Here is a 22,948-nt window from a genome sequence, read left to right as displayed (position 1 = left end):
GTTAGCCGACCGATTCTGGCTGAACCGCAGTGGACAGAGCATGAAGTCGCGGCCTGTGGCCACAGCCCTGAGCCACCATTCCGTGTTATCACGCGCGCGCCAAACATCCCCCTTCTGTAGAGCCGAGCCCATGCTCGGCTCATCCCATTCGGCGCATCCCCGCTGGCACGCGAAGCCGCCGAGCGTGGGCCCGGCTCTGCCGCGGATGCCGCCTGGCCTCACGACATCACATGCACCGCACACAGCTTGTTGCCATCGGGATCGCGCAGGTAGGCCAGGAACAGCTGGCGCCCCGCCATGCTGCGGATGCCCGCCGGATCCTCGATGGCAGTGCCGCCATGGGCCACGCCGGCATCCTGCCAGCCGCGCACCGCTTCGGCGCTGTCGAGGGTGAAACCAATCGTGCCGCCGTTGGCGTGGCATGCGGGCTGGCCGTCGATCGGTGCGGTGACGATGAACATGCGGCCATCCTTGAAGTACACCAGCCGGCCCTTGTCATCGAACACACCCGGACGTGCGCCCAGCGCGGTGAACAGGGCATCGTAGAAGCGATGCGCGACGACCATGTCGTTCGTTCCAACGGTGATGTGGCTGAACATGCGGGCACTCCTTGTGGAAAACCGCAGTGTCGGCGAGCGCGCCGGGCATCGCAAATCCCCTCACCCGCTGCTACCCGCCCGGGGTTTGTCGCACGCTGCCCGATCGCACTATAATGGGAATCATTCTCATTAATGACCGATGCCGATGGCCGTGCCCGCCGCCTCCAGCACTGCGCTGGCGGGGTTCTACCGCGAACACCATGGCTGGCTGCTCGGCTGGCTGCGCCGACGTACGCACAACGCCGACTGCGCCGCCGACCTGACCCAGGACACCTTCCTGCGCCTGCTCAGCCGCCGCGTCGATCCATCCGAGCTGCGCCTGCCACGGGCCTATCTGAGCACCATCGCGCATGCCCTGCTGGTCAACCACTGGCAGCGCGCGGATCTGGAGCGCGCCTATCTGGCTGCGCTGGCCGCGCAACCGGAGCCGGTGCACCCCTCGGCGGAGGAGCGCACGCAGGCGCTGCAGCTGCTGCACGCCATCGCCGACATGCTGTCCGGCCTGGCCGAGCGGCCACGGCGCGCCTTCCTGCTGGCGCGGCTGTCCGGACTGGGCTATGCGGAGATCGGCCGGCAGCTGGGCGTGTCCGAACGGATGGTCAAGAAGTACATGGCGCAGGCCATGCTGCATTGCCTGCGCCTGTCCGGGGATGCTGCGGCATGAGTGCAGTGCTGGTTTCACCGGCATTGGAGCAGGCTGCCGAGTGGTTCGCGTTGCGCCAGCAGGGCTGGACTGACGGCGACCAGCAGCGCTGGCACGCCTGGCTGCAGGCCGATGCCGGGCATGCCGATGCATGGCGCCGGGTCGAGTCGGTCTGGCAATCATTCGCTCCCCTGTCGGCACCGGCGGCGGCCACCGCGCTCGATGCCGCCGGCCGCCGCCGCCGCCGCGCGCTTCGCAGTCTCGGCGGCGCGCTCGGCATCGGCGCGGTCTCCCTGCTCGGCCTGCACGGGCTGCGGGAACAACGCGGCCTGCAGGCACAACGCACGGCTGCCGGGCACACCGGTCACTGGACCCTGGCCGATGGCAGCGGACTCTGGCTCAACGCCGACAGCGACGTCACCATCGCCATCGGCAACGGTCGCCGCGCCCTGCACCTGCTGCGCGGTGAACTGCTGCTGCAGACCGGCCACCATCCTGCATTCGCTGGGCTGCCGCTGACCGTGCATGTGCCTGGTGCGCGCCTGCAGCCGATCGGCACCCGCTTTGCGGTCGGGCGTGAGGCACAGGGCAGCCGATTGGACGTGTTCGAAGGCGCGGTGCACTGCCTGCCGCAGTTCGGCGCAGCACACGATGTGGCTGCGGGAGGCGCGGTGCGGATCGGCCCGATGGGCGGGCTGTCAACGCTCGATGCGGATCCGCTGCGCGGCGACTGGCAGGACGGACGCCTGCAGGTGCAGGACACGCCGTTGAACCGGGTGATCGACGAACTGGCCCGCCACCATCGTGGCTATCTGGGCTGTGATCCGGCACTCGCCACACTGAAGGTCACCGCGGTACTGCCGCGCCTGGACAGCCTGCAGGCCCTGGAACTACCGGCGCGCGCCCTGCCGATCCGCATCGAGCAGCGCTGGCCGTGGTGGACCGTCGTGCGTCCGCGTTGATCCACGGTTCCCTTTTTGCGCGCTCGGCGGGCCCTACAAGGGAACCCATTGCGGATGTTGCCGCCCCCATGAAACTGCCCTGCCCCTCCCCACGTCCCCTGGCCATCGCGCTGTACCTGGCCCTGGCGACCCCGTACCTGCTGCCGACCGCCGCCCATGCACAGGATGCAGCCGCTACCGTCCGCTGGCAGATCCCGGCCGGTCCGCTCGACCAGGCCTTGACCGCATTCGGTCAGCAGTCCGGCCTGTCGATCGCCGTCGACGCGCGCCTGACCCATGGCCGGCGCAGCGCTGGCGTGCAGGCCGCGCTCACTGCCGAGGCCGCTCTGGCGCAGCTGCTGGCCGGAACCGGCCTGTCGGTCCATCGTGATGCCAGTGGCGTTGTACTGCAGGCCGCCCCGTCTCCCGACGCCGGCGTACGCCAGATCGGCACCCTGCGCGTGGCCGGCCAGGCCAGCGAAGGCGCATCACCCTGGGGCCTGGCCGATGCCGACGCGGTCTACCGTGACAGCGGCTCGCGTGTGCATCTGGACCGCCAGCAGCTGGAACGCTTCCGCGGCCAGTCGATCGGCGACGTGCTGGCCGGCGCGGTCGGCGTGCATACCGCCGATGTGCGCAATGGCGGCGCGCTGGACGTCAACATCCGTGGCCTGCAGGGCCAGAACCGGGTGCCGGTGATCATCGATGGTGGCCAGCAGGCCATCGACGTGTACCGCGGCTATGCCGGCGTGCAGCAGCGCAGCTATCTCGACCCGGACCTGATCAGCGCGGTCAGCATCGAGAAGGGGCCGAGCCTGGCGGCCAACGCGGCCAGCGCGATCGGCGGCGTGGTCTACATGGAAACGCTGAACGTCGATGACATCCTCGACGACGGCCAGCGCTGGGGCCTGCGCGTGCGCGGCGGCGTGGCCGACAACAGCATCGACCGTACCCGTACCTTCAAGCAGATCGCGCGCGGCAGCGACAACCGCAACAGCCTGCGCGACCCGCGCGACTGGAACGGCAGCGTGGCCTTCGCCCAGCGCAGCGAAGACTGGCAGCTGGTGGCCGCCTACGCGCGGCGGCGCCAGGGCAACTACTTCGCCGGCAGCAAGGACGCGCACCGCTACGACGACCAGCACCTGTCCAGCGGCGGAACCGGCATGTCCAGCCAGGCCGTCTCGGACATGTACCACCCCGGCGATGAGGTGCTCAACACGCATACCGACAACGAATCGGCGCTGCTGAAATTCACCTGGACCCCCAACCCCGACCAGCGCCTGGAGCTGAGCCACCGCTACTTCAATTCCAGCTTCGGCGAGATCATGCCGTCGGCGATCCGCCGTGTGGGCGAGTCCAACGAATGGGTGACCTACGTGGACAAGGCCAACACCATGTTCCAGTTCGAGCCCGGGAAAATGCGGCTCAACGCCACCTCGCTGCGCCACCGCTACCGGCCCGCGGCACACCCGTGGCTGGACCTGAGCAGCACGCTGTGGTTCACCACGGCCACCAGCCGCATGTTCAACAGCAACATCGCCAACACGCCGCTGTTCAAGGACGTGCCCAACGACCAGATGCCGGACACGCTGGGCGAGACCTATGGGCCGGGCCTGCAGTCGGACGTGAAGACCCGGCGCTGGGGCGTGGACAGCAGCAACACCACGCGCTTCAGCACCGGCCTCGGCGACTGGACGCTGCGCTATGGCGCGGCCTTCCAGCACGAAGACACCGCGCCGAACTCGCCGGTGCTGCCGGTGGACTACAACAACAACCGCTACCTGCGTTCGGGCACGCGCCGCGAGGCCAGCGTGGTGGCATCGCTGCAATGGCAGCCGACGGACTGGCTGTCACTGACCGCCGGCGGCCGCTTCATCGACTACCGCACGCGTGACCGCAACCGCGTAGCCTTTGTCAGCGAATCACGCGACCTGCGCTACACCTTCGCGCGCCTGAGCAAGGGCGGCCAGCTGCTGCCGGGCTGGTACAAGGAGTGGTACCCGGACGCGCAGGGCAACTACACGTATGACTCGCTGCGCGCCACGCCGTATGGCGACAGCACGCTGGGGCAGAGCTACGACTTCGATGGCTTCATTCCCGACCCGCGTGGCGCCAACGGTTTCTACACCAAGCAGATTCCAACCGCCTGGGGCTACAAGCCGGCGATCCGGCGCTCGGGTCATGGCTTCGCGCCGTATGCCGAGGCCCGTTTCAACCTCGACGCGGACACGTTCTTCTACATCAAGTATGCGCAGGGCTGGAAGATGCCCAGCCTGTTTGAATCAACGCTGGGCAACAGCACCTCGGCGCCGGTGGCCGACCTGAAGCCGGAGAAGAACCGCGCCTGGGACATCGGCTTCAGCCTGCTCAAGCAGGACCTTTGGCGCGACGGTGATCGCCTGGCGTTCAAGGTCGCCTGGTTCAAGAACGATATCGACAACGCGATCACCCGCCGCTTCGATTCCAGCAACTGGGCCTTCTACGTCGACAACGTCGACAACTACACGGTGTCCGGCTATGAACTGCAGTCCGGCTATGACGCCGGCATCGCCTACCTGGACCTGTCGGCCAGCTACTACCAGCGTGCACGCACCTGCGACGCGGCCACCGCCAAGCGCCTGCGCGAAGACCCGTATGCGAAGTGGAGCAAGCTGGACACCACGCCGGACTGCGTGGACGGCGGCTTCGGCACCTCGTTCGTCAACGCGCAGAACCCGCCGAAGTACTCGATCCACAGCACGCTGGGGTTCCGCCTGTTCGACAAGCGACTGGATACCGGCATCCGCCGCACCTACAACAGCGGCCCCACCCATGAACTGGACAAGCCCTGGAACACCACCGGATCGACCGGCCTGCAGAACATCTACCTGCCCACCGCGATCTACGACTTCTATGCGCGCTGGCAGTTCACCCCGCGTGCCGAGGTGGAACTGGTGGTCAACAATCTGCGCAACACCTACTACATGGACACGCTGGCGATGAGCCTGATGCCCGGCCCGGGCCGCACCACGCGGCTGAACTTCACCGCTCGCTTCTGAGTCCTGCAGAAACCACAACGCCCCGGGGAGATCATCCCCGGGGCGTCTGCATGCGGCGGCTCACGCTCTGCCAGGTGCCAACCCTGGTTGGCCCAGCAATTCAGCACGGGCAGGTGCCAACCTTGGTTGGCCCAGCAATTCAGCATGGGTAGGTGCCAACCTTGGTTGGCCCAGCAACGCGTTACTTCGCGGTACTCAGCAGCAGCACCGCAACAGTGACCAGCGCGATACCTATCCAACCGATCGGACGCAGGCGATTGCCGAACAACAGGCGGCCGCAGGTGGCGGTGCCGATCACGCCGATCGCACCCCACATTGCATAGGCGGTGGCCAGGTCCATGTAGCGCACGGCCTGGCCGAGCAGGGCGAAGGCGATCCAGACCATGACGATCGCGCCGACGCCCCAGCGCCAGCGGCGGAAGCCCTCCGACTTGGCGACCATCATGTTGGCGGCCACGTCGATCAGTGCCGAACAGATCACGAAAAACAGTGCCAGGGTGTTCATCAGTGCGCCTCCCCGAGGGTGACGCAGACGATGCCGACCACCGCCAGCACCAGGCCGGCCAGCTGCTGCAGCGACAGGCTCTCGCCGAACACGGTGAGGCCGACCACGGTCAGCAGGGTGAGGCCCAGGCCTTCCCACACCGCATAGGCGACACCGACCGCGATGCGCCGCACCGACAGGGCCAGGAAGTAATAGGACAGGGCCAACGCGCCGGCCATGATCAGGTAGCCGGTCCAGCCGCCGTCGCGGGCGGCATGGGCCATGAACGAGGTGCCGACCACTTCGGCAACGATCGCCACGGTCAGGCAGGCCCAGGCGACCAGCGCGCCACGGGCGGGAACAGTACGGGACATGTGAAACTCCTTGCAGGACGGGGGCCGCGCCCCGCCATCAGTAGATCCACGCCATGCGTGGATGATCCGGACCGCCCCGCTGACAGGGGCGACGGCGGCCAGTATCATCGCCTTTTACGGTCGATTCAAAATGGATTCCATCGACAGGAGCGATGGATCAATGCCCTACTCCCCTGAATCCCTGCAGGCCTTCGTGGAAGCCGCCGCGCTGGGCTCGTTCTCGGCGGCGGCGCGGCGCCTGCGCAAGACGCAGTCGACGGTCAGCACTGCCATTGCCCACCTGGAGGCCGACCTGGGCGTGAGCCTGTTCGATCGCAGCGGGCGCTACCCGCAGCTGACCGAGGCCGGGCGCCAGGTGCTGGGCCACGCGCAGGAGATCCTCGCCGCCGATGCCCGCCTGCAGCAGTTGAGCGTGCGCCTGGTGGCGCCGGTAGAGCCACGCCTGACCGTGGTGTTTTCCGATGTCTACCAGTTGGATCCAGCGCAACGGATCCTGCAGCGCTTTGCCGAGGCGTTCCCGGAGATCGAACTCGAATGGCTGGATGCCGAAGGTGAGGACGTGCTGGAACTGGTCGGCAGCGGTCGCGCCGCGCTGGGCCTGCTGCCCAGGCAGGAGCGCTATCCCGATGAACTGCTAGCCCGGCCGCTGGCCCACCACAGCGAGCTGTCGGTGTACGTGGCGCGCGGGCACCCGCTGGCCAGCGCTGGCCGTCGTGCCGCCGCGCAGCTGGCACGGCATCGGCAGGTGCGCTTGAGTGCGGAAGTCGATCACTCCCGCGTGGTTACCGGCCTGGCCTGGACCGCCACCGACTATCTGATGGTGATGGAGATGGCCGAGGACGGCATCGGCTGGGCCGAACTGCCGCGCGCACTGGTTCAGCGCTACGACCGTGGGCGGCTGCTGGAGCTGGTGCTGCCCGGCTGGCCGCGACGCATCCACAGCGACCTGCTGTGGCGTCGCGACACGCCGCCGGGACCGGCCGCACTCTGGTGGGCCGACGCCCTGGGTTGACCCGTACCTCCTGTAGAGCCGAGCCCATGCTCGGCTGCCGTTCGCACAGATCACGGCAAACCCCCAAAGCCGAGCGCAGGCTCGGCTCTACAGAACGCGATGCGCCAGCGCGTAATCCAGTGCCGAGCACACCGCCGCCACCTGCGCGTCGTTGCACTGCTGCGGGGTCGCGCGCGGGCTGTCCGGGTAGACCTCGGTGGTGGTGGTGTACTTCGCGCCGGTGATCCCTGCGCACAGCCCCAGCTTCACCAGCGGGTATTCGATCACGCCGTGGGCGACCACCGGCGAACCGATGATCTCGCCCTTGTCGTCGGCGGGGGCAATGTGGGTGACCTTCTCCACCTCCGCGATCACCGCCTGCTGGAACGCCGCCTGCGGGTTCTCGCTGTCGTCCACCAGGTAGAAGCCATCCGGAATCAGGCCCGGCTCGAACGGCTTGCCGTCACGCGCGGCCAGCGCCGGGCGGAACTCGCTCTCGTCACTGTCGGTGGTCTCGTGCAGGTCGATGTGCAGCACGAACTGGCCCTTGACCGGTGTGATCAGCTCGATCAACGCGGTCGACTCGCGGGCCGGGCCATCGGCGCGGAAGTTGCGGTTCGGATCGATCGCATCGAAGTTCCAGCGGTTGATGCGCTCGAAGCCCCACGGATTCACGCACGGCGCCACCAGCAGGTTGGCCTTGCCGGCATAGTCGGCGGCGTGCTTTTCGAGGAATTCCAGCGCGCCCATCACGCCGCTGGTCTCATAGCCGTGCACGCCACCGGTGACCAGCGCGGCCGGCAATGCCGGGTTCCAGTCGCTGCTGCGCAGGGCAAACAGGGTATAGGTCTCGCCGGCGTAGTCGAGCTGGCCATAGGCCACCTTGTCGAAGCGCGAGGCCAGCGACTCGATGCGCGGCAGCACCTCCTCGTCGTAGCGACGCAGGCGCTGCTGACGGCCACGCCACAGCTCCCTCTCCGCCGCTCCCCACGGCTGGCCAGGGGTTCCGACAGGGTAGAAGGCGGCTTGGGACATGGCGGATCTCAGCGAATCAGGAAGCAGTCTCCCACTTTATCACCGGGGCGTCGGCATGAACCGGAGACGCATTCCAATGGCGAATGGAATCAGCAATAATTCTCATTTACGACCTTCCACAGCCTGCCCCGATGCCCATCCACGCCCTGCAACCGGCCCGCCTGCCCCTGGCCGCCGCCCTCGCCCTGTGTCTGCTACCGGCCACCCACGCCTTCGCCCAGGACAGTGCCACCACCCTGGACAGCATCCAGGTCTCCGGCAGCTGGCTGGGCACAGGCCTGCACGACAGCGTCAAGAACTTTGCCGGCGCACGCACGGTGGTCGACCGCCAGCGCATCGAGGCCAGCGGCGCGGCCAGCATCGGCGATGCGATGCGCCGCATCCCCGGCGTCCAGGTCACCGACAACTCCGGCACCGCGGGCAGCTCGGTCTCGCTGAACATCGGCGTGCGTGGCCTGACCGGGCGCTACTCGCCGCGCTCGACCGTCCTGCTGGACGGCGTGCCGCTGGCAGTGGCGCCGTATGGCCAGCCGCAGCTGTCGTTCGCGCCGACCAGCCTGTCCAACATCGAATCGATCGACGTGGTGCGGGGCGGCGGCGCAGTGCGCTACGGTCCGCAGAACGTGGGCGGCATCATCAACTTCAGCACCCGCGCCATTCCCACCGGTGCCGGCCTGCACGGCGAAGCCGGCGTGCGCTACACCGCCTACGACCACGGCGGCGGTGACAGCACGCAGTACAACGCCTTCCTCGGCGGCACCGGCGACAATGGCCTTGGCGCGGCCCTGCTGTACTCCGGCCAGGACGGCCGTGGCTGGCGGCAGGGCAGCGATGACCGCTTCAACGACCTTGCGCTGAAGTTCGCCTACGCCATCGATGCGCAGCAGGAACTGCGCGCCAAGCTGTCCTACTACGATGTGCGCTCGTTGACCCCCGGCGGCCTGACCCGCGCCCAGTACGACGCCGATCCGTTCCAGAACACCCGCCCCACCGACTTCTGGAAGGGACACCGCACCGGCATCGACCTTGGCTACACCAACACGCTGTCCGACAACAGCGAGTTCGAGGTGCTGGCCTATTACAACGAAAGCAACCGTGCCAGCTCGCTGATCAATGCCGCCAATACCCAGCTGACCGTGCAGCCGCGCGACTACCGCGTGCTCGGCATCGAGCCGCGCTACACCCAGCGCCTGCACTGGGGCAGCAGCGTGCACGACATCACCGCCGGCTACCGCTTCCTGCGCGAGCGCGGCAACGACCGCAGCTATACCGTCACCCGCCGCACCGGCGTGGCCAGCGCCACCACCCGCTTCGACAACGCTACCGATGCCCATGCGTTCTACATCGACGACCGCATCGCGATCGGCCAATGGCGGATCACCCCGGGCGTGCGCATGGAATGGATCGACATGGACCGCCGCCAGGCCGGTGGCGCGGCGACCTTCAGCAGCCGCAACGACAAGGCCCTGCCCTCGATCAACATCGCCTACCTGCTGACCCCGCAGCTGACCGTGTTCGGCAACTACACCACCTCGTTCGGGCCGGTGCAGAACATCCAGCTCAATTCGCAGACCGCCAGCAACCCGCTCAATCCGGAAGTCGCCAGGACCACCGAACTGGGCGCGCGTTGGCAGGACGGCGCACTGCGCGCGGAAGTGACGGTGTTCAAGATGCGCTTCGACAACCAGATCCTGCAGGTGCCGGGGATCACCCCGCCGACCTTCCAGAACATCGGCGCCACCGACCACAAGGGCGTGGAGAGCGCACTGGAATACCACTTTGCCGAGGACAGTGCGCTGGCCGGGCTGGAGCTGTACGCCAACTACACCTGGACCAAGGCGATCCAGCAGTCCGGCGACAACCATGGCCTGGACGTGCCGTTCTACTCGCGCGACACCGACAGCGTCGGCGCCCGCTACACCCTGGCCGGCTGGACCTTGAATGTCTCCAGCACCCACCAGAGCGGCCAGTTCTCCGATGCCGCCAACACCTGGGAAGAAACCGCCGATGCGCGCGTGGGCCGTGTGCCGGGCGTGCGCCTGTGGAACGCGCAGGTGGCCTGGCAGGTGCCGGGCCTGGGCGACAGCGAGATCGCGCTGGGCGTGAACAACCTGGCCGACAAGCGCTGGTACACGCGCAACGTCGATGGCAACGCCGGCCGCATGGTGGCCGCGCCGCGCACCTTCTACGTGCAGGGCCGCTACCGCTTCTGAAGCAGTAACCGCCCGATGCAGTGACGGTGGCGATCACGGTGGCGGCGTATCATGCCGCCACCATGTCACAGCCTGTTTCGCCATCGCGCCTGCACTCGGCCTTCCAGGGCCTGCGCCTGCGGCTGCGCGGCAGTGACCTGTGGTTCATCGCACTGGCGCTGCTGGTCGGCCTGATCGCCGGCTACCTGACCCTGCTGCAGTCCGGCATCGCGCGCTGGCTGCAGGGCGCACTGTACGGGCTGGACGAAGGCATGCGCCTGAGCTCCCTGCCCTCGCTGACCTGGACCGCGCTGCTGGTGCTGCCGCTGGGTGGCCTCCTGGTCGGCCTGGTCAGCCTGGCGGCGACGCGGCTCAAGCGGCCCCTGCTCGATGCGGTGGAAGCCAATGCCCTGCACGGCGGCCGCATGTCGATGCGCGACAACCTGATCGTGCTGACCCAGACCCTGCTGTCCAATGGTTGCGGTGCCTCGGTCGGGCTGGAGGCGTCCTATACCCAGATGGGCGCCGGCAGCGGTTCGCAGCTGGGCCGGGTGATGCGCCTGCGCCGCAACGACGTGCGCATCCTGGTCGGCGCCGGTGCCGCCGGTGCCATTGCCGCCGCCTTTGGTGCGCCGTTGGCCGGTGCGTTCTACGCCTTCGAGATCGTCATTGGCGCCTACACCCCGGCCGCGCTGGCCCCGGTGGCGGTGGCCGCGCTGGCCGGCGCGTTCGTCGCCGACCAGGCCGGCATCGAGGCCTACCTGCTGCCTGCTGCTTCGACCATCGATGTGCGTGCTGCCGACTACGCCATCTACGGCCTGCTCGGCTGCTGCTGTGCGATGGTCGGCATCGCGGTGATGCGGCTGATCGCCTCGATCGAGGGCACGGTCAAGCGCAGCCCGTTGCCGCTGTGGGGACGGCCGGTGGTGGGCGGCCTGCTGCTGATTCCGCTGGCGCTGGCCAGCCCGCAGGTGCTGTCGTCCGGCCATGGCGCGCTGCACCTGGACCTGACCACGCATCTGCCGCTGATCTGGATCGGCGGCCTGCTGACCCTGAAGTGCCTGGCCTCGGGCATCTCGCTGGGGTTCGGCTTCCGTGGCGGCCTGTTCTTCGCCTCGCTGTTCATGGGCACCCTGGTCGGTGCGCTGTTCGCCGGCCTGCTGGCGAAGGCCACCGGCGTACCGGTGATCGACGCCACCTCCGCTGCGCTGGCCGGCATGGCAGCGCTGGCCGCAGCCGTGGTCGGCGCACCGATGACCATGGCCATGCTGGTACTGGAGGGCACCCACGACTTCCTGCTGACCAGCGTGGTGATGAGCGCGGTGCTGGTTTCCAGCACGCTGGTACGGCAGTGGTTCGGCTACTCGTTCTCGACCTGGCGCATGCACCTGCGTGGCGAGACCATCAAGAGCGCCCGCGATGTGGGCTGGGTGCAGAACCTCAACGCCGGCCGGCTGATGCGCAAGGGCGTGGCCACCGCCCCATCCGACCTTGACGCGGATGCATTCCGCCGGCGTTTCCCGCTGGGCTCGGGCAGCCGGGTGGTGCTGATCGATGGCGAAGGCCACTACGCCGGCATCGTGCAGATCCCGCGCGTCTACGGCGACGGCGTGAAGCCGGAGACCGCGATCGGCGAGCTGGCCGAGAACCGTGACGTGTCGCTGTCCCCATCCTCGGACGTGGTCAGCGTGATGCAGCGCTTCGACCAGACCCAGGCCGATGAACTGGCCGTGGTCGCCGCCGACGGCCAGGTGCTGGGCGTGGTCTCCGAAGCCTTCGTACGCAAGCGCTATGCCGAGGAACTCGACAAGCGCCAGCGCGAACTGATGGGCGAGCGCGTCGACGACACCGACTGACCCCACAAAAAAGGGGACGGAGGGGATTAAGTCGTTTCCGGCACCCCCGGATCTCCATGCAGGGCGTGGAACGACTGTCACCTGACCGAGGTAGACTCCGCCCATGCGCTTCATCGAAACCTTCCAGGCCGCCCCCTTCGCCGACACCGTGGTCAGCCTGCTGGCCGCCTTCGTACTGGGCACGTTGATCGGCGCCGAGCGCCAGTACCGGCAACGTACCGCCGGCCTGCGCACCAATGTGCTGGTGGCGGTGGGCGCCGCTGCCTTCGTCGACCTCGGCATGCGTATCGCCGGCAGTGCCGAGGCGGTGCGGGTAATCTCCTACGTGGTCTCCGGTGTCGGCTTCCTCGGCGCCGGCGTGATCATGAAGGAAGGCATGAACGTGCGCGGCCTGAACACCGCCGCCACCCTGTGGTGCTCGGCGGCGGTCGGCAGCTGCACCGGCGCGGACATGCTGGCCGAGGGCGTGCTGCTGACCGTACTGATCATCGCCGGCAACACCCTGCTGCGGCCACTGGTGAATGCGATCAACCGCATTCCCATCAACGAGGCAGCAACCGAAGCCACCTACGAGGTGCGCCTGAGCGTGGATGCCGAAGCCGTGCCGCGGGTGCGCGAGCGCCTGGTCGATGCGCTGGAAGCCGCGCAGTACCCGGTCGGTGATGTGCAGCTGGTCGAGCATGCCGACGCGCCCACCGATGTGATCGCGGTGCTGGTCAGCACGGCGGTCAGCGCCGACGAGCTGGACCTGGTGCTGGCGCGGATGGAACACGTGCCCGGTGTGCTGCACGCCACCTGGGAAGTCAGCACCCGCGATTGACGGGACGCGGGTGGCTCAGCCGCCCGCAATGCGCTGCTGCGCGCGCAGCAGCTTGCGGAATGAGCCGCACTGCCGCGCATCCTGCGCTTCCGGGCAGGCCGCCGCGCGCTGCAGGTGACGACGCACCCGCTGCAGCCGGATGATCTGCCGCTGCAGCACATCCGCCTGTGCCAGCAGCGCCTCCCGGTCCAGCGAAATGCATCCACGCTGCGGCGGCAGCGATGCCCCGATCTGCTGCAGTGACAGCCCGGCCGCCTGGCCGAGGCCGATCAGCGCCAGCCGTTCCAGCACCTGTTCGTCGTACTGCCGACGCTGCCCGCGGCGGCCCAGCGCCTGCAACAACCCCAATTGTTCGTAATAGCGCAGGGTCGAAGCCGGCACGCCGCTGCGCTTCACCACCTCGCCGATATCCAGTTCACGCACGGGCTTGACCTCAAGTGACCTTCAAGCGCCAACCTATGGGCAACTACCCGGCAAGGCAAGGCCATGGCCAGCACATCCCCCATTGATCAGAACGCCCTGTGGAACGGCCCTGGCGGCCAGGTATGGGTGGCACAGCAGGCCATTCTCGATGGCCTGTTCCAGCCGATGGCCGACCTGCTGGCCGCCGAACTGCCGCAGACCGTCACGCAACTGCTCGACATCGGCTGCGGTACCGGCGCCAGCCTGCTGGCCGCGGCCGCGGCGCGCCCGGCGGCACACTGCACCGGCCTGGACATCTCTGCGCCGATGCTGGCGCTTGCCCGGCAGCGCGCCGAGGCCGCCGGCCTGGCGGCGGACTTCATCGTCGCCGATGCGCAGCGGCATCCATTGCCCGCCGTACACTTCGACTGGATCCAATCGCGCCTGGGCGTGATGTTCTTCGAGGACACCGGCGCTGCCTTCGCCAACCTGCACCGCGCGGCGCAGCCCCGTGCCGGACTCCGCTTCATCGCGTGGCGCAGTGCCGAGCAGAATCCGTTCATGACCACCGCCGAGCGCGCCATCGGCGATGAACTGGATCTCCCGCCCCGGGTACCCGGCGCGCCGGGACAATTCGCCTTTGCCGATGGCGCGCGCGTGCAGCGCCTGCTGCAGGCCGCCGGCTGGAGCGACGTGGAGGTTGTTGCGGTGGACCTGCCCTGCTCGATTGCCCGCGAAGACCTGCCGACCTACGTCGGCCAGCTCGGCCCATTGGGACTGGCATTGCGATCGATGCCGGACGTCCGCGCCGCCGTGCTTCGCGAGAAGGCATTGGCTGCATTCGCGCCGTTCATCGAAGGTGACCGCGTACGCGTGGATGCCGCCTGTTGGCTGGTCCGCGCCCGCGCCTGACAAGAAAAGGGGACGGAGGGGATTAAGTCGCACATGCCCCGGTTGTGCCGGAAACGACTTAATCCCCTCCGTCCCCTTTTTCTGCTACAGCGCCTCGCCGGCGTCGGCCAGGCGCGATTCGATCAGTGCGTACCACTGCTGCAGCACGTCGATCAGCATGTCCAGCTCGGCGTCGGTGCGCTGCGCGCGGCCGCTGCGCAGGCAGGCCTGGGCTTCCTGCAGCTGGGCCAGGAACCCGGCCACGGTGTCGGCCTGCAGGATCAGGCCCGGCAGGCGCCGCCCGGGGATGCGCACCACGGCATGATTGCCGAGCTGGCCGTACACGCTGAGAGTAGCTTCCGTCTTCATGGAGAGGGGCAGGAATTGGGCATTCATCGCGTGCACCGTTTGAAAACCTGAGCCGCTGGCAGGCGTGGACGACGGGGGAGACGTTGCCACGCCTGCCGGCGGTCAGGGGGGACTCGAGATGCCGGGGCACCGCCCCGGCGCAGGAAGGTCAACGTGGCTGTGCCATCCCGGCGATCTGCACGCGCCGGTTCGGCGCCAGGCAGGCAATCAGCTCGCGCCGGTTGCGCTGCCCGCACTGCACGATCGGCTCGGCCGCGCCGCGTCCTTCGGCACTGATGCTGGCTGCCGGTACGCCGCCCTGCACCAGCGCGCTGCGCACGGCCTCGGCGCGGCGCTGCGACAGCGTCTGGTTGTAGCTGGCGCTGCCGATTCGATCGGTGTAGCCGGTTACCCTGATCGACTGCACCTGCGCGGCTTCGCGTACCTGCGCCAGGATGCCCTGCACCGCATGCTGGCCTTCGGCGCTGAGCACCGCGCTGTCGAAGCCGAACAACGCATCGGCCGACAACCGCAGCGGCTGTTCCGGCAGCGGCGCCGGTGCCGGTGCCGGCGGGGCCGGTGGCCGCGGCGGCTCCAGCACGGCCGCGCATGATTCCGGCTTCCAGTAGCCCGCCTGGGCAATGCCCTTGCTGTCAAAGCGGACCTGGAACTGGCAGGTGAAGTACTCCGCGCCCTGCGCGGTGCGGAAATTGAACAGGTAGTTCCACTCGCGCACGCCCCACATGCCTTCATTGAAATGCGGCGTGCCCAGCAGCGTATACAACTGCCGCTTGGTCATGCCCGGCGCGAAGCGGCGCAGGTCGGCGACGTCGGGATAGATGCCTTCCTTCAGCGAGGCCTTCGAGGCCTCCGGGAAGTGCACGGCGGTGCTTTCGGCAGGACCGTCGGCGGCCGGTGCGTGGCTGCGGCAGGCGGCCAGCAGGCCCATCCCCAGGATCAGGCCCAGCGTGGCGGCACATTGGCCGGCGCGGGCGAAGCGATGCTGTTTCATGTCATTCCCCCTATGGACGTTTCCGCAATGCCGGGCCGCGCGTGCGGCCCGGCGGCGGGGATCACCACTGGATGCCGGCACCGACGGCCACGCCGGCCTCGCCACGGCTGTTGGTCGAACCGCTGAACTTGTAGATCCAGCGACCGCCTTCGGAGACACCGGAGATACCCACGGCCACGCCCGATTCGCCGTTGTAGCTGCCGGCCGCGATCGAGGCCATGCTGCGGCCTGCCTCGCTGGGCTGCGGCAATGCCGCGGTGGCCATCGCCGAGGCGATACCGGCCGAGGCGCGGTTGTCGGTCTTGCGCAGATCGCGCTCGAAGCCGCCCATGCGTTCGTCGGTGTAGGCCTTGGACCAGTCCAGGGTCTGCGCCATGCCCGACTTCAGCTGGTCCACGTTGACCGCATCGGTACCGGCAGTGCCTGCAGCAACGTTGCGCACCGTGGTCGGGCCGCTGCTGGTGCTGCCCAGGGTGACGCTGTTGTAGTTGGTGGCACCGTTGGTGGTGGTGTCGTAGCGGATCGTCCCCTGCTGCGAGGCCTGCAGCTGGCGCACGTTGACCGCATCGGTCGCCTGCGAGCCGTCGGCCACGTTGACCACCTGGCGTTCGGCCCCGCTGGCGCCCACCGACACCGTGTTGGCCCGGTTCGCCACCGAACCTGCACCCAGCGCCACCGAGTTGTCGGCCTGCGCCTGCGAACCGTTGCCCAGCGCGGTCGAGTTGGCACCGGCCGCCGTGGAGCCTGCGCCACCGGCGGCGGAGTTGGCACCGCTGGCGGACGGATCGGCCAGGTTGTTGGTGTTGTTGGCGCGGAAGCTGCCGGCCACGTTGGTGATGTTCTGGATCTTCTGGTCCGTGTAGGACTTGGACTGGTCAATGGCGTAGTTCACGCCGTTCTTGAGCTGGCCGACGTTGGTCGCATCGTGGTCGTCCGAGCCATCGGCAACGTGGGTGATCTTGCGCTCGCTGCCACTGCTGCCGACCGACACCTCACCGGCCGAGTTGCTGGCACCGGTCTGGCCGTAGGCGCCGGTATAGCCACTCTGTGCGCCGACACTGGCCACCGAACCGGCGCCCAACGCCACGCTGTTGCCTGCACTGCTGCTGGCACCGTTGCCGACCGCCACGCTGTTGGCACCGGCCGCACTGGCCTGCGGGCCAACCGCAACCGCTTCGGCACCCGCTGCGGTGGCTGCGGCCGCCGTCGAATTCACCGCCAGGTAGGCACTGCCACCGCCACCGTTGGTGATGCGCTGGTTGAGAACCTTCAGCGAGCCATCGACGGCAGTGAACGCAGCGGTGACATTGTTGTAGTCGCCGCTGGTGAAGGTGCCATCGGTGGCGATGCTGGAGATGCTGAACGTCGGCGCGGTCCACACATTGGTGGCGCCGTTGTAGGCCGTGGTGCCACCGAAGTAGTTGGCGATGGTGCTGTGGGTGCTGAACAGCTGGTCGCCGGTGATGGCATCGCTGCTGCCGGCCAGGATGCTGCCAGCGGCGACGTTGGTGAGCTTCACTGCACCCGTGCCGGTACCCTTGAGGGTCACGCTGTTGAGCACGTTGCCACCGCCATCGACGTCGTACTTCACGGCCAGCTTGTCGATCTCGCCGGTCTGATCGGCAACGTTGGCCAGCGAGTTGCTGACCGCATCGAACGCCGTGCCGACATCGTTGTAGCTGCCCTTGGTGATCGTGCCGTTGGCGGCGACGTTGTTGATCGAGTAGGTCGGTGCGGTCAGCACGCCGTTGGCATCGACCGCGGCGCCACCGCCCAGATGGGTGGCCACCGCCTGGTTGGCGGCGAACAGCTGGGCGCCATTGATGGCCTCGCTGCTGGAGGCGCTGACCTGGCCCGGGCCCAGGTTGCGCAGCGTGGTGGCGGTGCCGGTCTGGCCCAGCGTGGCGCTGGCGTAGTTGACGCTGCCATCGGCGTTGAGGTCATAGCGCAGCGCGCCCTGCTCGGAGGCCTGCAGCTGGCCCACGTTGACCGCATCGGTCGCCGCGGTACCGGCTGCCATGTTGGTGACCTGGCGCTCCGCACCAGCGGCACCGATCGAGACCGAGTTGGCACGATCGGCGAGGCTGCCCGCACCCACCGCGATGCTGTTGGCCGCGGTCGCCCGCGCATTGGTGCCGACCGCGATCGAGTCGGTGCCACTGGCCACCGCTTCAGTGCCGGTCGAGTTCACCCGCAGGTACTTGGTGCCGCCATTGCGGATATCGGTGATCTGCGAGTTGAGGTTGACCAGCGAGCCATCCACCGCCGCGAAGGCATCGGTGGCGTTGGTGTACAGGCCCTTGGCGATGGCGCCGCCGGTGGAGATCGTGCTGATCTCGAACAGCGGTGCGGTGAAGATGCCGCTGGCGGGATCGAAGGCCGCACGACCACCGAAGAAGCTGGCAATGGCACTGTTGGTTGCCGCCAGCTGGCCGCCGTTGACCGCCTCCAGGCTGCCCGCAGTAACCGCACCGGCGGCGAGATTGCCGATGGTGGTTGTGCCGGTGCCTGCGCCGAGCGTGACCCGGCGATAATCCGGATTGCCGCCGGCATCCAGATCGTAGGTCACCGCGGCATCCGCCACGCCGTTGATCAGGCTGATCGCACCCTTCAACTGCGCCACGTTGACCGCGTCGGTGTTGACGCTGCCGGCAGCCACATTGGTGATCTGGCGCTCGCCGCCGCCGGCGGTGCCCACCGACACTTCACCCGCCGACACCTGCGGCGCAGTGAGCCCATAGGCGCTGTAGCTGGCCTGCGCGCCGCGCAGCGCGGCCGAACGGTAGCCCAGCGCCACCGAGTTGGCCTGGTTGGAGGTGGATTCGGCACCCAGCAGGGTCTGCCCGTTGGCGGTACCGACGGCACTGTCACCGACGACGACCGAGTGGCCCATGCGTGCGGCGTAGTCGGCCGTCGGCACGCCTGTGGGATTGCTGGGATCGTTCACGCCATCGCCGGGGAAGGCGACATTGGCATCAACCTTCGGCAGCTCGTGGCGTGCGTTGGCACCGATCACCACTTCCTTCGACCCGTTGGCGAAGGCGCCATCGCCCATCAGGACCTGGTAGTCCTGTGCCGCGTTGACGGCCCAGCAGGAAATGTCGGCCAACGCGATGTCCAGGCACTTGGCTGCCCAGGCCGGTGAATCCTTCGGCAGCAGCAGGCCCAGCAGGCCACCCGGATTGCCGTTGTTGATGTTGTAGATGTAGCTGTCGGAGGTGACGCCACCGATCAGGGTCAGGTGCGAGCTGCCGCCCGTGGCGGCGCCGCCCAGGCCGTTGAGCGTGCTGCCGACCGGCGACAGGTTGACCACCGGCAGGCCCAGCACATTGACTGTCGAATAGGTCTGCATCACGTTGGCGTTGCTGAGCTTGAGATTGCCGTTGCTCAGGTAGCCGTTGCCACCGAACAGGCTGGTGGTGGTCGGCCCGATCAGCTGGCTGACATTGCCGACCAGGCCACCGGTACCGATGATCAGGCCCGCATTCGGGTCGGCCGCCGCCGGTGCCTTCGGACTGGTCGGCGGGATCGCCGAAGGTTTGGTCAGGCCGAGACCGCCCAGCGTGCCTCCCACCAGGCCACCCACGGCGCTGCCCAGGTTGCCGACGGTGCCGTTGAGATTGCCGTTGAGCAGGTTGCCCACGGCGCTGCCGACGCTGCCCAGCGTGTTGCCCAGCAGGCCGCCCAGGCCGCCGGCGGGGCCGCCGGTGGTGCCGTTGAGGATGCCACCCACTGCGCTGCCGACTTGGCCGACTGTTCCGACAGTGCCGTTTAGCGCGCCGCCGACCGTTCCGACGGTGCCATTCAGTGCACCACCGACTGTTCCGACCGTGTTGTTGAGCGTGCCACCGACTGCGCCGCCGACCGTGCCGACAGTGCCGTTCAGCGCGCCGCCGACTGCACCGACCGTGTTGTTGAGCGCGCCGCCCACTGTGCTGCCAACCTGGCCGACCGTGCCGACGTGCCGTTCAGAGCGCCGCCGACAGCACCGACCGTGTTGTTGAGCGCGCCACCCACTGCGCCGCCGACCGTTCCGACAGTGCCGTTCAGCGCGCCGCCGACCGTACCGCCGACCGTGCCAACAGTGCTGTTCAGTGCACCGCCGACTGCACCGACCGTGTTGTTGAGCGTGCCACCCACTGCACCGCCGACCGTGCCGACAGTGCCGTTCAGTGCGCCGCCCACTGCGCCGACCGTGTTGTTGAGCGTGCCACCGACTGCACCGCCGACCGTGCCAACAGTGCCGTTCAGTGCGCCACCGACAGCACCGACTGTGTTGTTGAGCGCGCCACCCACTGCGCTGCCAACGGTGCCAACCGTACCGTTCAGTGCACCACCGACTGCACCGCCGACCGTGCCAACGGTACCGTTCAGCGCTCCGCCGACAGCACCAACCGTGTTGTTGAGCGTGCCGCCCACTGTGCTGCCAACCTGGCCGACCGTGCCGTTCAGAGCACCACCCACTGCACTGCCGACCGTGCCGACCGTGCCGTTCAGAGCACCACCCACTGCACTGCCGACCGTGCCGACAGTGCCGTTCAGTGCGCCGCCAACTGCGCCGCCGACTGCACCGACCGTGTTGTTGAGCGCGCCACCCACTGCACCGCCGACCGTACCGACCGTGCCGTTCAGTGCGCCACCCACTGCACCGCCGACCGTACCGACCGTGCCGTTCAGTGCGCCGCCCACTGCACCGCCAACCGAACCGACCGTGCCGTTCAGCGCACCGCCCACCGCGCTACCGACCGCACCCGTGGCACCGTGAAGCGCCCCGCCGACAGTACCAACCGTGCCGCCCACCAGGTTGCCAACGCCCAGCGCGCTGTTCTGCGCGGCCACTGTCGTCTGGCCAGCCAGCTTCAGGTTGCGATCGGCGATTACCTCCTGGCCGTCCGGCGCCTGCACGCGCACCTTGCCGGCGACGCCGGCATCGAACGCGGCACTGATGGCACGATCATGCGTTTCGCCCGGCAGTTCCTCCTTGGCCGGCAGCGTGACCGCTGCCGTCGCCCTGGCCTGGCCCTGCCCTTCGATGCGATGACCGGCAACTGCCAGATGCGTGTCGGCCTTGCCGTCGACGCTGGCCTTCAGCCCCGGCAGTGATCCGGAGGACGCAGCGTGGAGGCCGGCTGCCGCCTGGGCCTCCGTATCGATCGAAGCGATCTGGCGGCCAGCGATGCCGGCCTTGGCCTTGGCGCGCGCATCGGCGGTGACGCCCAGCGGTGCCTGCGTGCCGGGCGCAACGTGCGCAGCCAGCGATGCATCCACCTGTGCTGCCTTGCCCACGGTGTTGCCCAGGCCAACATTGGCGCGGACATCCGCCGCCAGCGCCGGCACGGCCACCTGCCTGGGTGCGGTGTTCGCTGCCAGCTTCACCTGCACGGTGGCCGGCAATACATCACGCACCACGGGCAGCGACGTGGTGTTCAACTGCAGGCCCAGGCGAGCATCCGCGCTGATTGCAGGGCTGCTCTGCGCCTGTCGCGCGGCAGTCGCCAGGGCCACTTCCGCGTCGACCTTGACCGGCATCGGCTGCGCATACTTCGCGGCCAGCGCCTGCAGGTCACGCAGCGATTGATTGGTTTCCGATGCCCCTGCGTGGCCGCTGGCCAGCGCGCACAGCAGTGCCAGGGCGAGGGTGGTGGGCATCAGCAGGAAGGCGCGCGGATCGCGTGCGGCGCTGCCGCCGCTGTCGCCGGTGGCCAGTTCCGAGGCCACAACCAGAGCATTGAGCTGGCGGTTCCATACACGCCGGTAGATGCGGTTCATGAGCATTTCCCCCGTAGGCGAACAACTGGAATGTCAGTGGACTTGCCGTTAGGCAGGTGACTGACATTTCAGCGGTTGCAACGGCGGCGGGGCACTTCAATCCGGCACGGCAATCGCGCATTCCGGCAAATCCACGGTCGGAATCGGCAGCCGGTTATGCAGAAGCGGCAGCACGATCGGCAAGCGGATACGCAATTCCGGCATAAACACCGCGAAAACCCTTGCTGGGCTTGGCTCAGGCCGGTTGCCCGATCTGCGCCGGCGCGCGCATCAGGGTGTCGCGCGGTAGTTCGCCGAAAACCTTGCGGTAATTGTCGGCGAAGCGCGAAAGATCCCACAGGCCGCAACTCAGGGCGATGGCCTTCACCGAGCGACGGCTGGAATCGGCCATCGACAGGCTGCGGCAGGCCGCGCACAGGCGCAGCATGGAGAGATAGCGGTTCGGCGAGGTTCCAAACAGGTCCTCGAACGCATAGCGCAGGCCACGCTCGCTGACGCCGGCGGCATCGCAGATCTCGTTCATGTAGATATTGCGGCGCAGGTTGAGCCGCATGAAGTTCTCTGCGCGCTGCGCAATCAGATAATGGGTACGCCGTGCCCGGCTGCAACCGGGGCGATCCGCCGCACCGGCGCCCAGCAGCGCCTGTACATGCTCATGCAGCAGGCTTTCGGTTTCTTCCGGCTGCAGGCCTGCACCCTGCCCCAGCTGCAGGTGCAGCTGCTGGTAATGGCGTGCCAGCGGCGTGGCTTCGCTGGCCAGGTTGAACAGCGAAAGTGCCTGGCCAGCAGGTGGCGTGCTGCGCAGGCTCAGTTCGGTCAGCTTGCGCTGCACGCGGGCCACCGGCAACAGCATCAGGGTCATGTGCGTGCCCGGGCTCAGGGTGAACTCACTGATGCCCTCCGGCATGATCGTCAGCGCCATGCCCGGCGTGAGCGGCACGCCATGGCACCAGCTCAGCGTTTCATCGGTGGCGTGCAGATAGCCCAGCATCGCCCAGTCCGGCGGCAGCATGAAGCGGCCACGGCAATGGAAACCACAGCTGATGCTGCAGAACAGAGCTTCCTCGTGCACGCGCGAAGCGAATGCCGCACGTGGCCCGTTGCCATCAAGCAGCAGCAGTTCGACATCACAGACACGAAGCACGCCGCTCAGCGTGGCCAGGTCTATCGACCGCAGGCCGCTGTCGCCGCTGTCCTCTACCCCACCATCGACCATGACAGTGTTGTCCCCCGTTGATCCGCCATGCGATGCGGCCCCCACTGCCTGACAGGGCACGCAGCGATCCAGAAACCACTTCCGATGCAGTGCCGGCCGCACCGGCTTCGATGCGACCGACCAGGAAAATGCAATAGCTTGAATGCGAGTATGCCCAATAATCCGCAAAGGTAAACCCGCAGGCAGGAATGATTAAAATGGATACACAGGTGAAGAAAATGTCGGAGCGAGTGGCACGGTTTTCGCATGCGCCGGGAAAGCGAATCACATTATCTGCACGACAATGAATCGTTTTGCCTGCAAACGGATATTCGTCACAGAAGCAATCTTGTATTTT

General features: G+C 67.9%; 16 protein-coding genes and 1 pseudogene. 8 read left to right on the top strand and 9 right to left on the bottom strand.

Annotated elements, in window-relative coordinates; translation table 11 throughout:
• Window positions 1-218 precede the first annotated feature (218 nt).
• Window positions 219-599 (bottom strand): VOC family protein, encoded by a 381-nt coding sequence (locus tag B9Y64_RS11375; RefSeq protein ID WP_100440787.1) that lies wholly within the window; start codon window positions 597-599, stop codon window positions 219-221.
• A gap of 145 nt (window positions 600-744) precedes the next feature.
• Here B9Y64_RS11375 and B9Y64_RS11370 point away from each other — a divergent pair, with 145 nt between their 5' ends.
• The 3 genes from B9Y64_RS11370 (at window position 745) to B9Y64_RS11360 (ending at window position 5,221) form a co-directional block, all read left to right on the top strand.
• Window positions 745-1,263, top strand: a complete 519-nt coding sequence (locus B9Y64_RS11370) for a sigma-70 family RNA polymerase sigma factor (protein WP_100440786.1) — start codon at window positions 745-747, stop codon at window positions 1,261-1,263.
• Window positions 1,260-2,204 (top strand): FecR family protein, encoded by a 945-nt coding sequence (locus B9Y64_RS11365; protein ID WP_100440785.1) that lies wholly within the window; start codon window positions 1,260-1,262, stop codon window positions 2,202-2,204. The genes B9Y64_RS11370 and B9Y64_RS11365 overlap by 4 nt, the downstream gene beginning before the upstream one ends.
• Window positions 2,205-2,272: 68 nt before the next feature.
• A complete protein-coding gene (locus B9Y64_RS11360) occupies window positions 2,273-5,221 on the top strand; it encodes a TonB-dependent receptor domain-containing protein (RefSeq protein ID WP_100440784.1) in 2,949 nt (982 codons plus the stop codon).
• Window positions 5,222-5,402: 181 nt separating this feature from the next.
• On the opposite strand, the gene B9Y64_RS11355 is transcribed toward B9Y64_RS11360, so the two are convergent.
• Together B9Y64_RS11355 and B9Y64_RS11350 are read right to left on the bottom strand one after the other, a co-directional pair.
• A complete protein-coding gene (locus tag B9Y64_RS11355) occupies window positions 5,403-5,726 on the bottom strand; it encodes a DMT family transporter (protein ID WP_012480533.1) in 324 nt (107 codons plus the stop codon).
• Window positions 5,726-6,079: an SMR family transporter gene (locus B9Y64_RS11350; RefSeq protein ID WP_019659945.1), complete on the bottom strand. Its 354-nt coding sequence runs from the start codon at window positions 6,077-6,079 to the stop codon at window positions 5,726-5,728. The genes B9Y64_RS11355 and B9Y64_RS11350 overlap by 1 nt, the downstream gene beginning before the upstream one ends.
• A gap of 160 nt (window positions 6,080-6,239) precedes the next feature.
• Here B9Y64_RS11350 and B9Y64_RS11345 point away from each other — a divergent pair, with 160 nt between their 5' ends.
• Window positions 6,240-7,091: a LysR family transcriptional regulator gene (locus tag B9Y64_RS11345; protein ID WP_100440783.1), complete on the top strand. Its 852-nt coding sequence runs from the start codon at window positions 6,240-6,242 to the stop codon at window positions 7,089-7,091.
• An 87-nt stretch (window positions 7,092-7,178) separates the two neighbouring features.
• Here the strand turns inward: B9Y64_RS11345 and B9Y64_RS11340 are convergent, their stop codons facing one another.
• Complete coding sequence (locus B9Y64_RS11340) at window positions 7,179-8,105, bottom strand: M14 family metallopeptidase (protein WP_100440782.1); 927 nt, start codon at window positions 8,103-8,105, stop codon at window positions 7,179-7,181.
• Window positions 8,106-8,236: 131 nt separating this feature from the next.
• Between B9Y64_RS11340 and B9Y64_RS11335 the strand changes: the two genes are divergently transcribed.
• The 3 genes from B9Y64_RS11335 to B9Y64_RS11325 all read left to right on the top strand — a co-directional run bounded on the left by B9Y64_RS11335 (window position 8,237) and on the right by B9Y64_RS11325 (window position 12,973).
• Window positions 8,237-10,318: a TonB-dependent receptor family protein gene (locus B9Y64_RS11335; RefSeq protein WP_100440781.1), complete on the top strand. Its 2,082-nt coding sequence runs from the start codon at window positions 8,237-8,239 to the stop codon at window positions 10,316-10,318.
• A gap of 62 nt (window positions 10,319-10,380) precedes the next feature.
• Complete coding sequence (locus B9Y64_RS11330) at window positions 10,381-12,153, top strand: chloride channel protein (RefSeq protein WP_238379885.1); 1,773 nt, start codon at window positions 10,381-10,383, stop codon at window positions 12,151-12,153.
• A gap of 103 nt (window positions 12,154-12,256) precedes the next feature.
• Window positions 12,257-12,973, top strand: a complete 717-nt coding sequence (locus tag B9Y64_RS11325; RefSeq protein WP_100440779.1) for an MgtC/SapB family protein — start codon at window positions 12,257-12,259, stop codon at window positions 12,971-12,973.
• Between the two features lie 15 nt (window positions 12,974-12,988).
• On the opposite strand, the gene B9Y64_RS11320 is transcribed toward B9Y64_RS11325, so the two are convergent.
• Window positions 12,989-13,396, bottom strand: a complete 408-nt coding sequence (locus B9Y64_RS11320) for a MerR family transcriptional regulator (RefSeq protein WP_100440778.1) — start codon at window positions 13,394-13,396, stop codon at window positions 12,989-12,991.
• 63 nt (window positions 13,397-13,459) lie between these two features.
• Here B9Y64_RS11320 and B9Y64_RS11315 point away from each other — a divergent pair, with 63 nt between their 5' ends.
• Window positions 13,460-14,287: a class I SAM-dependent methyltransferase gene (locus B9Y64_RS11315; protein WP_100440777.1), complete on the top strand. Its 828-nt coding sequence runs from the start codon at window positions 13,460-13,462 to the stop codon at window positions 14,285-14,287.
• An 84-nt stretch (window positions 14,288-14,371) separates the two neighbouring features.
• Here B9Y64_RS11315 and B9Y64_RS11310 read toward each other — a convergent pair whose 3' ends face one another.
• The 4 genes and pseudogenes from B9Y64_RS11310 to B9Y64_RS11295 form a co-directional block, all read right to left on the bottom strand.
• Window positions 14,372-14,635, bottom strand: a complete 264-nt coding sequence (locus tag B9Y64_RS11310; protein ID WP_223224455.1) for a DUF6959 family protein — start codon at window positions 14,633-14,635, stop codon at window positions 14,372-14,374.
• Between the two features lie 148 nt (window positions 14,636-14,783).
• Entirely contained in the window at window positions 14,784-15,626 is an 843-nt protein-coding gene (locus tag B9Y64_RS11305; protein ID WP_100440776.1) for an OmpA family protein, read from the bottom strand.
• 61 nt (window positions 15,627-15,687) lie between these two features.
• Window positions 15,688-21,395 (bottom strand): annotated as a pseudogene (locus B9Y64_RS11300) (ESPR-type extended signal peptide-containing protein).
• 235 nt (window positions 21,396-21,630) lie between these two features.
• Window positions 21,631-22,611: an AraC family transcriptional regulator gene (locus B9Y64_RS11295; RefSeq protein WP_100440775.1), complete on the bottom strand. Its 981-nt coding sequence runs from the start codon at window positions 22,609-22,611 to the stop codon at window positions 21,631-21,633.
• Window positions 22,612-22,948 lie beyond the last annotated feature (337 nt).

The organism is Stenotrophomonas maltophilia, assembly GCF_002799245.1.
Classification (GTDB): Bacteria; Pseudomonadota; Gammaproteobacteria; order Xanthomonadales; family Xanthomonadaceae; genus Stenotrophomonas; species Stenotrophomonas maltophilia_S.
The sequence above is the reverse complement of the archived record's forward strand: the minus strand, read 5'-3'. Positions and strand labels throughout refer to the sequence as shown.

What these genes read in the sequence shown, in the direction of transcription:
- B9Y64_RS11375 (WP_100440787.1), bottom strand. Translation starts at nt 599, where the DNA reads ATGTTCAGCCACATCACCGTTGGAACGAACGACATGGTCGTCGCGCAT.
- B9Y64_RS11370 (WP_100440786.1), top strand. Translation starts at nt 745, where the DNA reads ATGGCCGTGCCCGCCGCCTCCAGCACTGCGCTGGCGGGGTTCTACCGC.
- B9Y64_RS11365 (WP_100440785.1), top strand. Translation starts at nt 1,260, where the DNA reads ATGAGTGCAGTGCTGGTTTCACCGGCATTGGAGCAGGCTGCCGAGTGG.
- B9Y64_RS11360 (WP_100440784.1), top strand. Translation starts at nt 2,273, where the DNA reads ATGAAACTGCCCTGCCCCTCCCCACGTCCCCTGGCCATCGCGCTGTAC.
- B9Y64_RS11355 (WP_012480533.1), bottom strand. Translation starts at nt 5,726, where the DNA reads ATGAACACCCTGGCACTGTTTTTCGTGATCTGTTCGGCACTGATCGAC.
- B9Y64_RS11350 (WP_019659945.1), bottom strand. Translation starts at nt 6,079, where the DNA reads ATGTCCCGTACTGTTCCCGCCCGTGGCGCGCTGGTCGCCTGGGCCTGC.
- B9Y64_RS11345 (WP_100440783.1), top strand. Translation starts at nt 6,240, where the DNA reads ATGCCCTACTCCCCTGAATCCCTGCAGGCCTTCGTGGAAGCCGCCGCG.
- B9Y64_RS11340 (WP_100440782.1), bottom strand. Translation starts at nt 8,105, where the DNA reads ATGTCCCAAGCCGCCTTCTACCCTGTCGGAACCCCTGGCCAGCCGTGG.
- B9Y64_RS11335 (WP_100440781.1), top strand. Translation starts at nt 8,237, where the DNA reads ATGCCCATCCACGCCCTGCAACCGGCCCGCCTGCCCCTGGCCGCCGCC.
- B9Y64_RS11330 (WP_238379885.1), top strand. Translation starts at nt 10,381, where the DNA reads ATGTCACAGCCTGTTTCGCCATCGCGCCTGCACTCGGCCTTCCAGGGC.
- B9Y64_RS11325 (WP_100440779.1), top strand. Translation starts at nt 12,257, where the DNA reads ATGCGCTTCATCGAAACCTTCCAGGCCGCCCCCTTCGCCGACACCGTG.
- B9Y64_RS11315 (WP_100440777.1), top strand. Translation starts at nt 13,460, where the DNA reads ATGGCCAGCACATCCCCCATTGATCAGAACGCCCTGTGGAACGGCCCT.
- B9Y64_RS11310 (WP_223224455.1), bottom strand. Translation starts at nt 14,635, where the DNA reads ATGAAGACGGAAGCTACTCTCAGCGTGTACGGCCAGCTCGGCAATCAT.
- B9Y64_RS11305 (WP_100440776.1), bottom strand. Translation starts at nt 15,626, where the DNA reads ATGAAACAGCATCGCTTCGCCCGCGCCGGCCAATGTGCCGCCACGCTG.
- B9Y64_RS11295 (WP_100440775.1), bottom strand. Translation starts at nt 22,611, where the DNA reads ATGGTCGATGGTGGGGTAGAGGACAGCGGCGACAGCGGCCTGCGGTCG.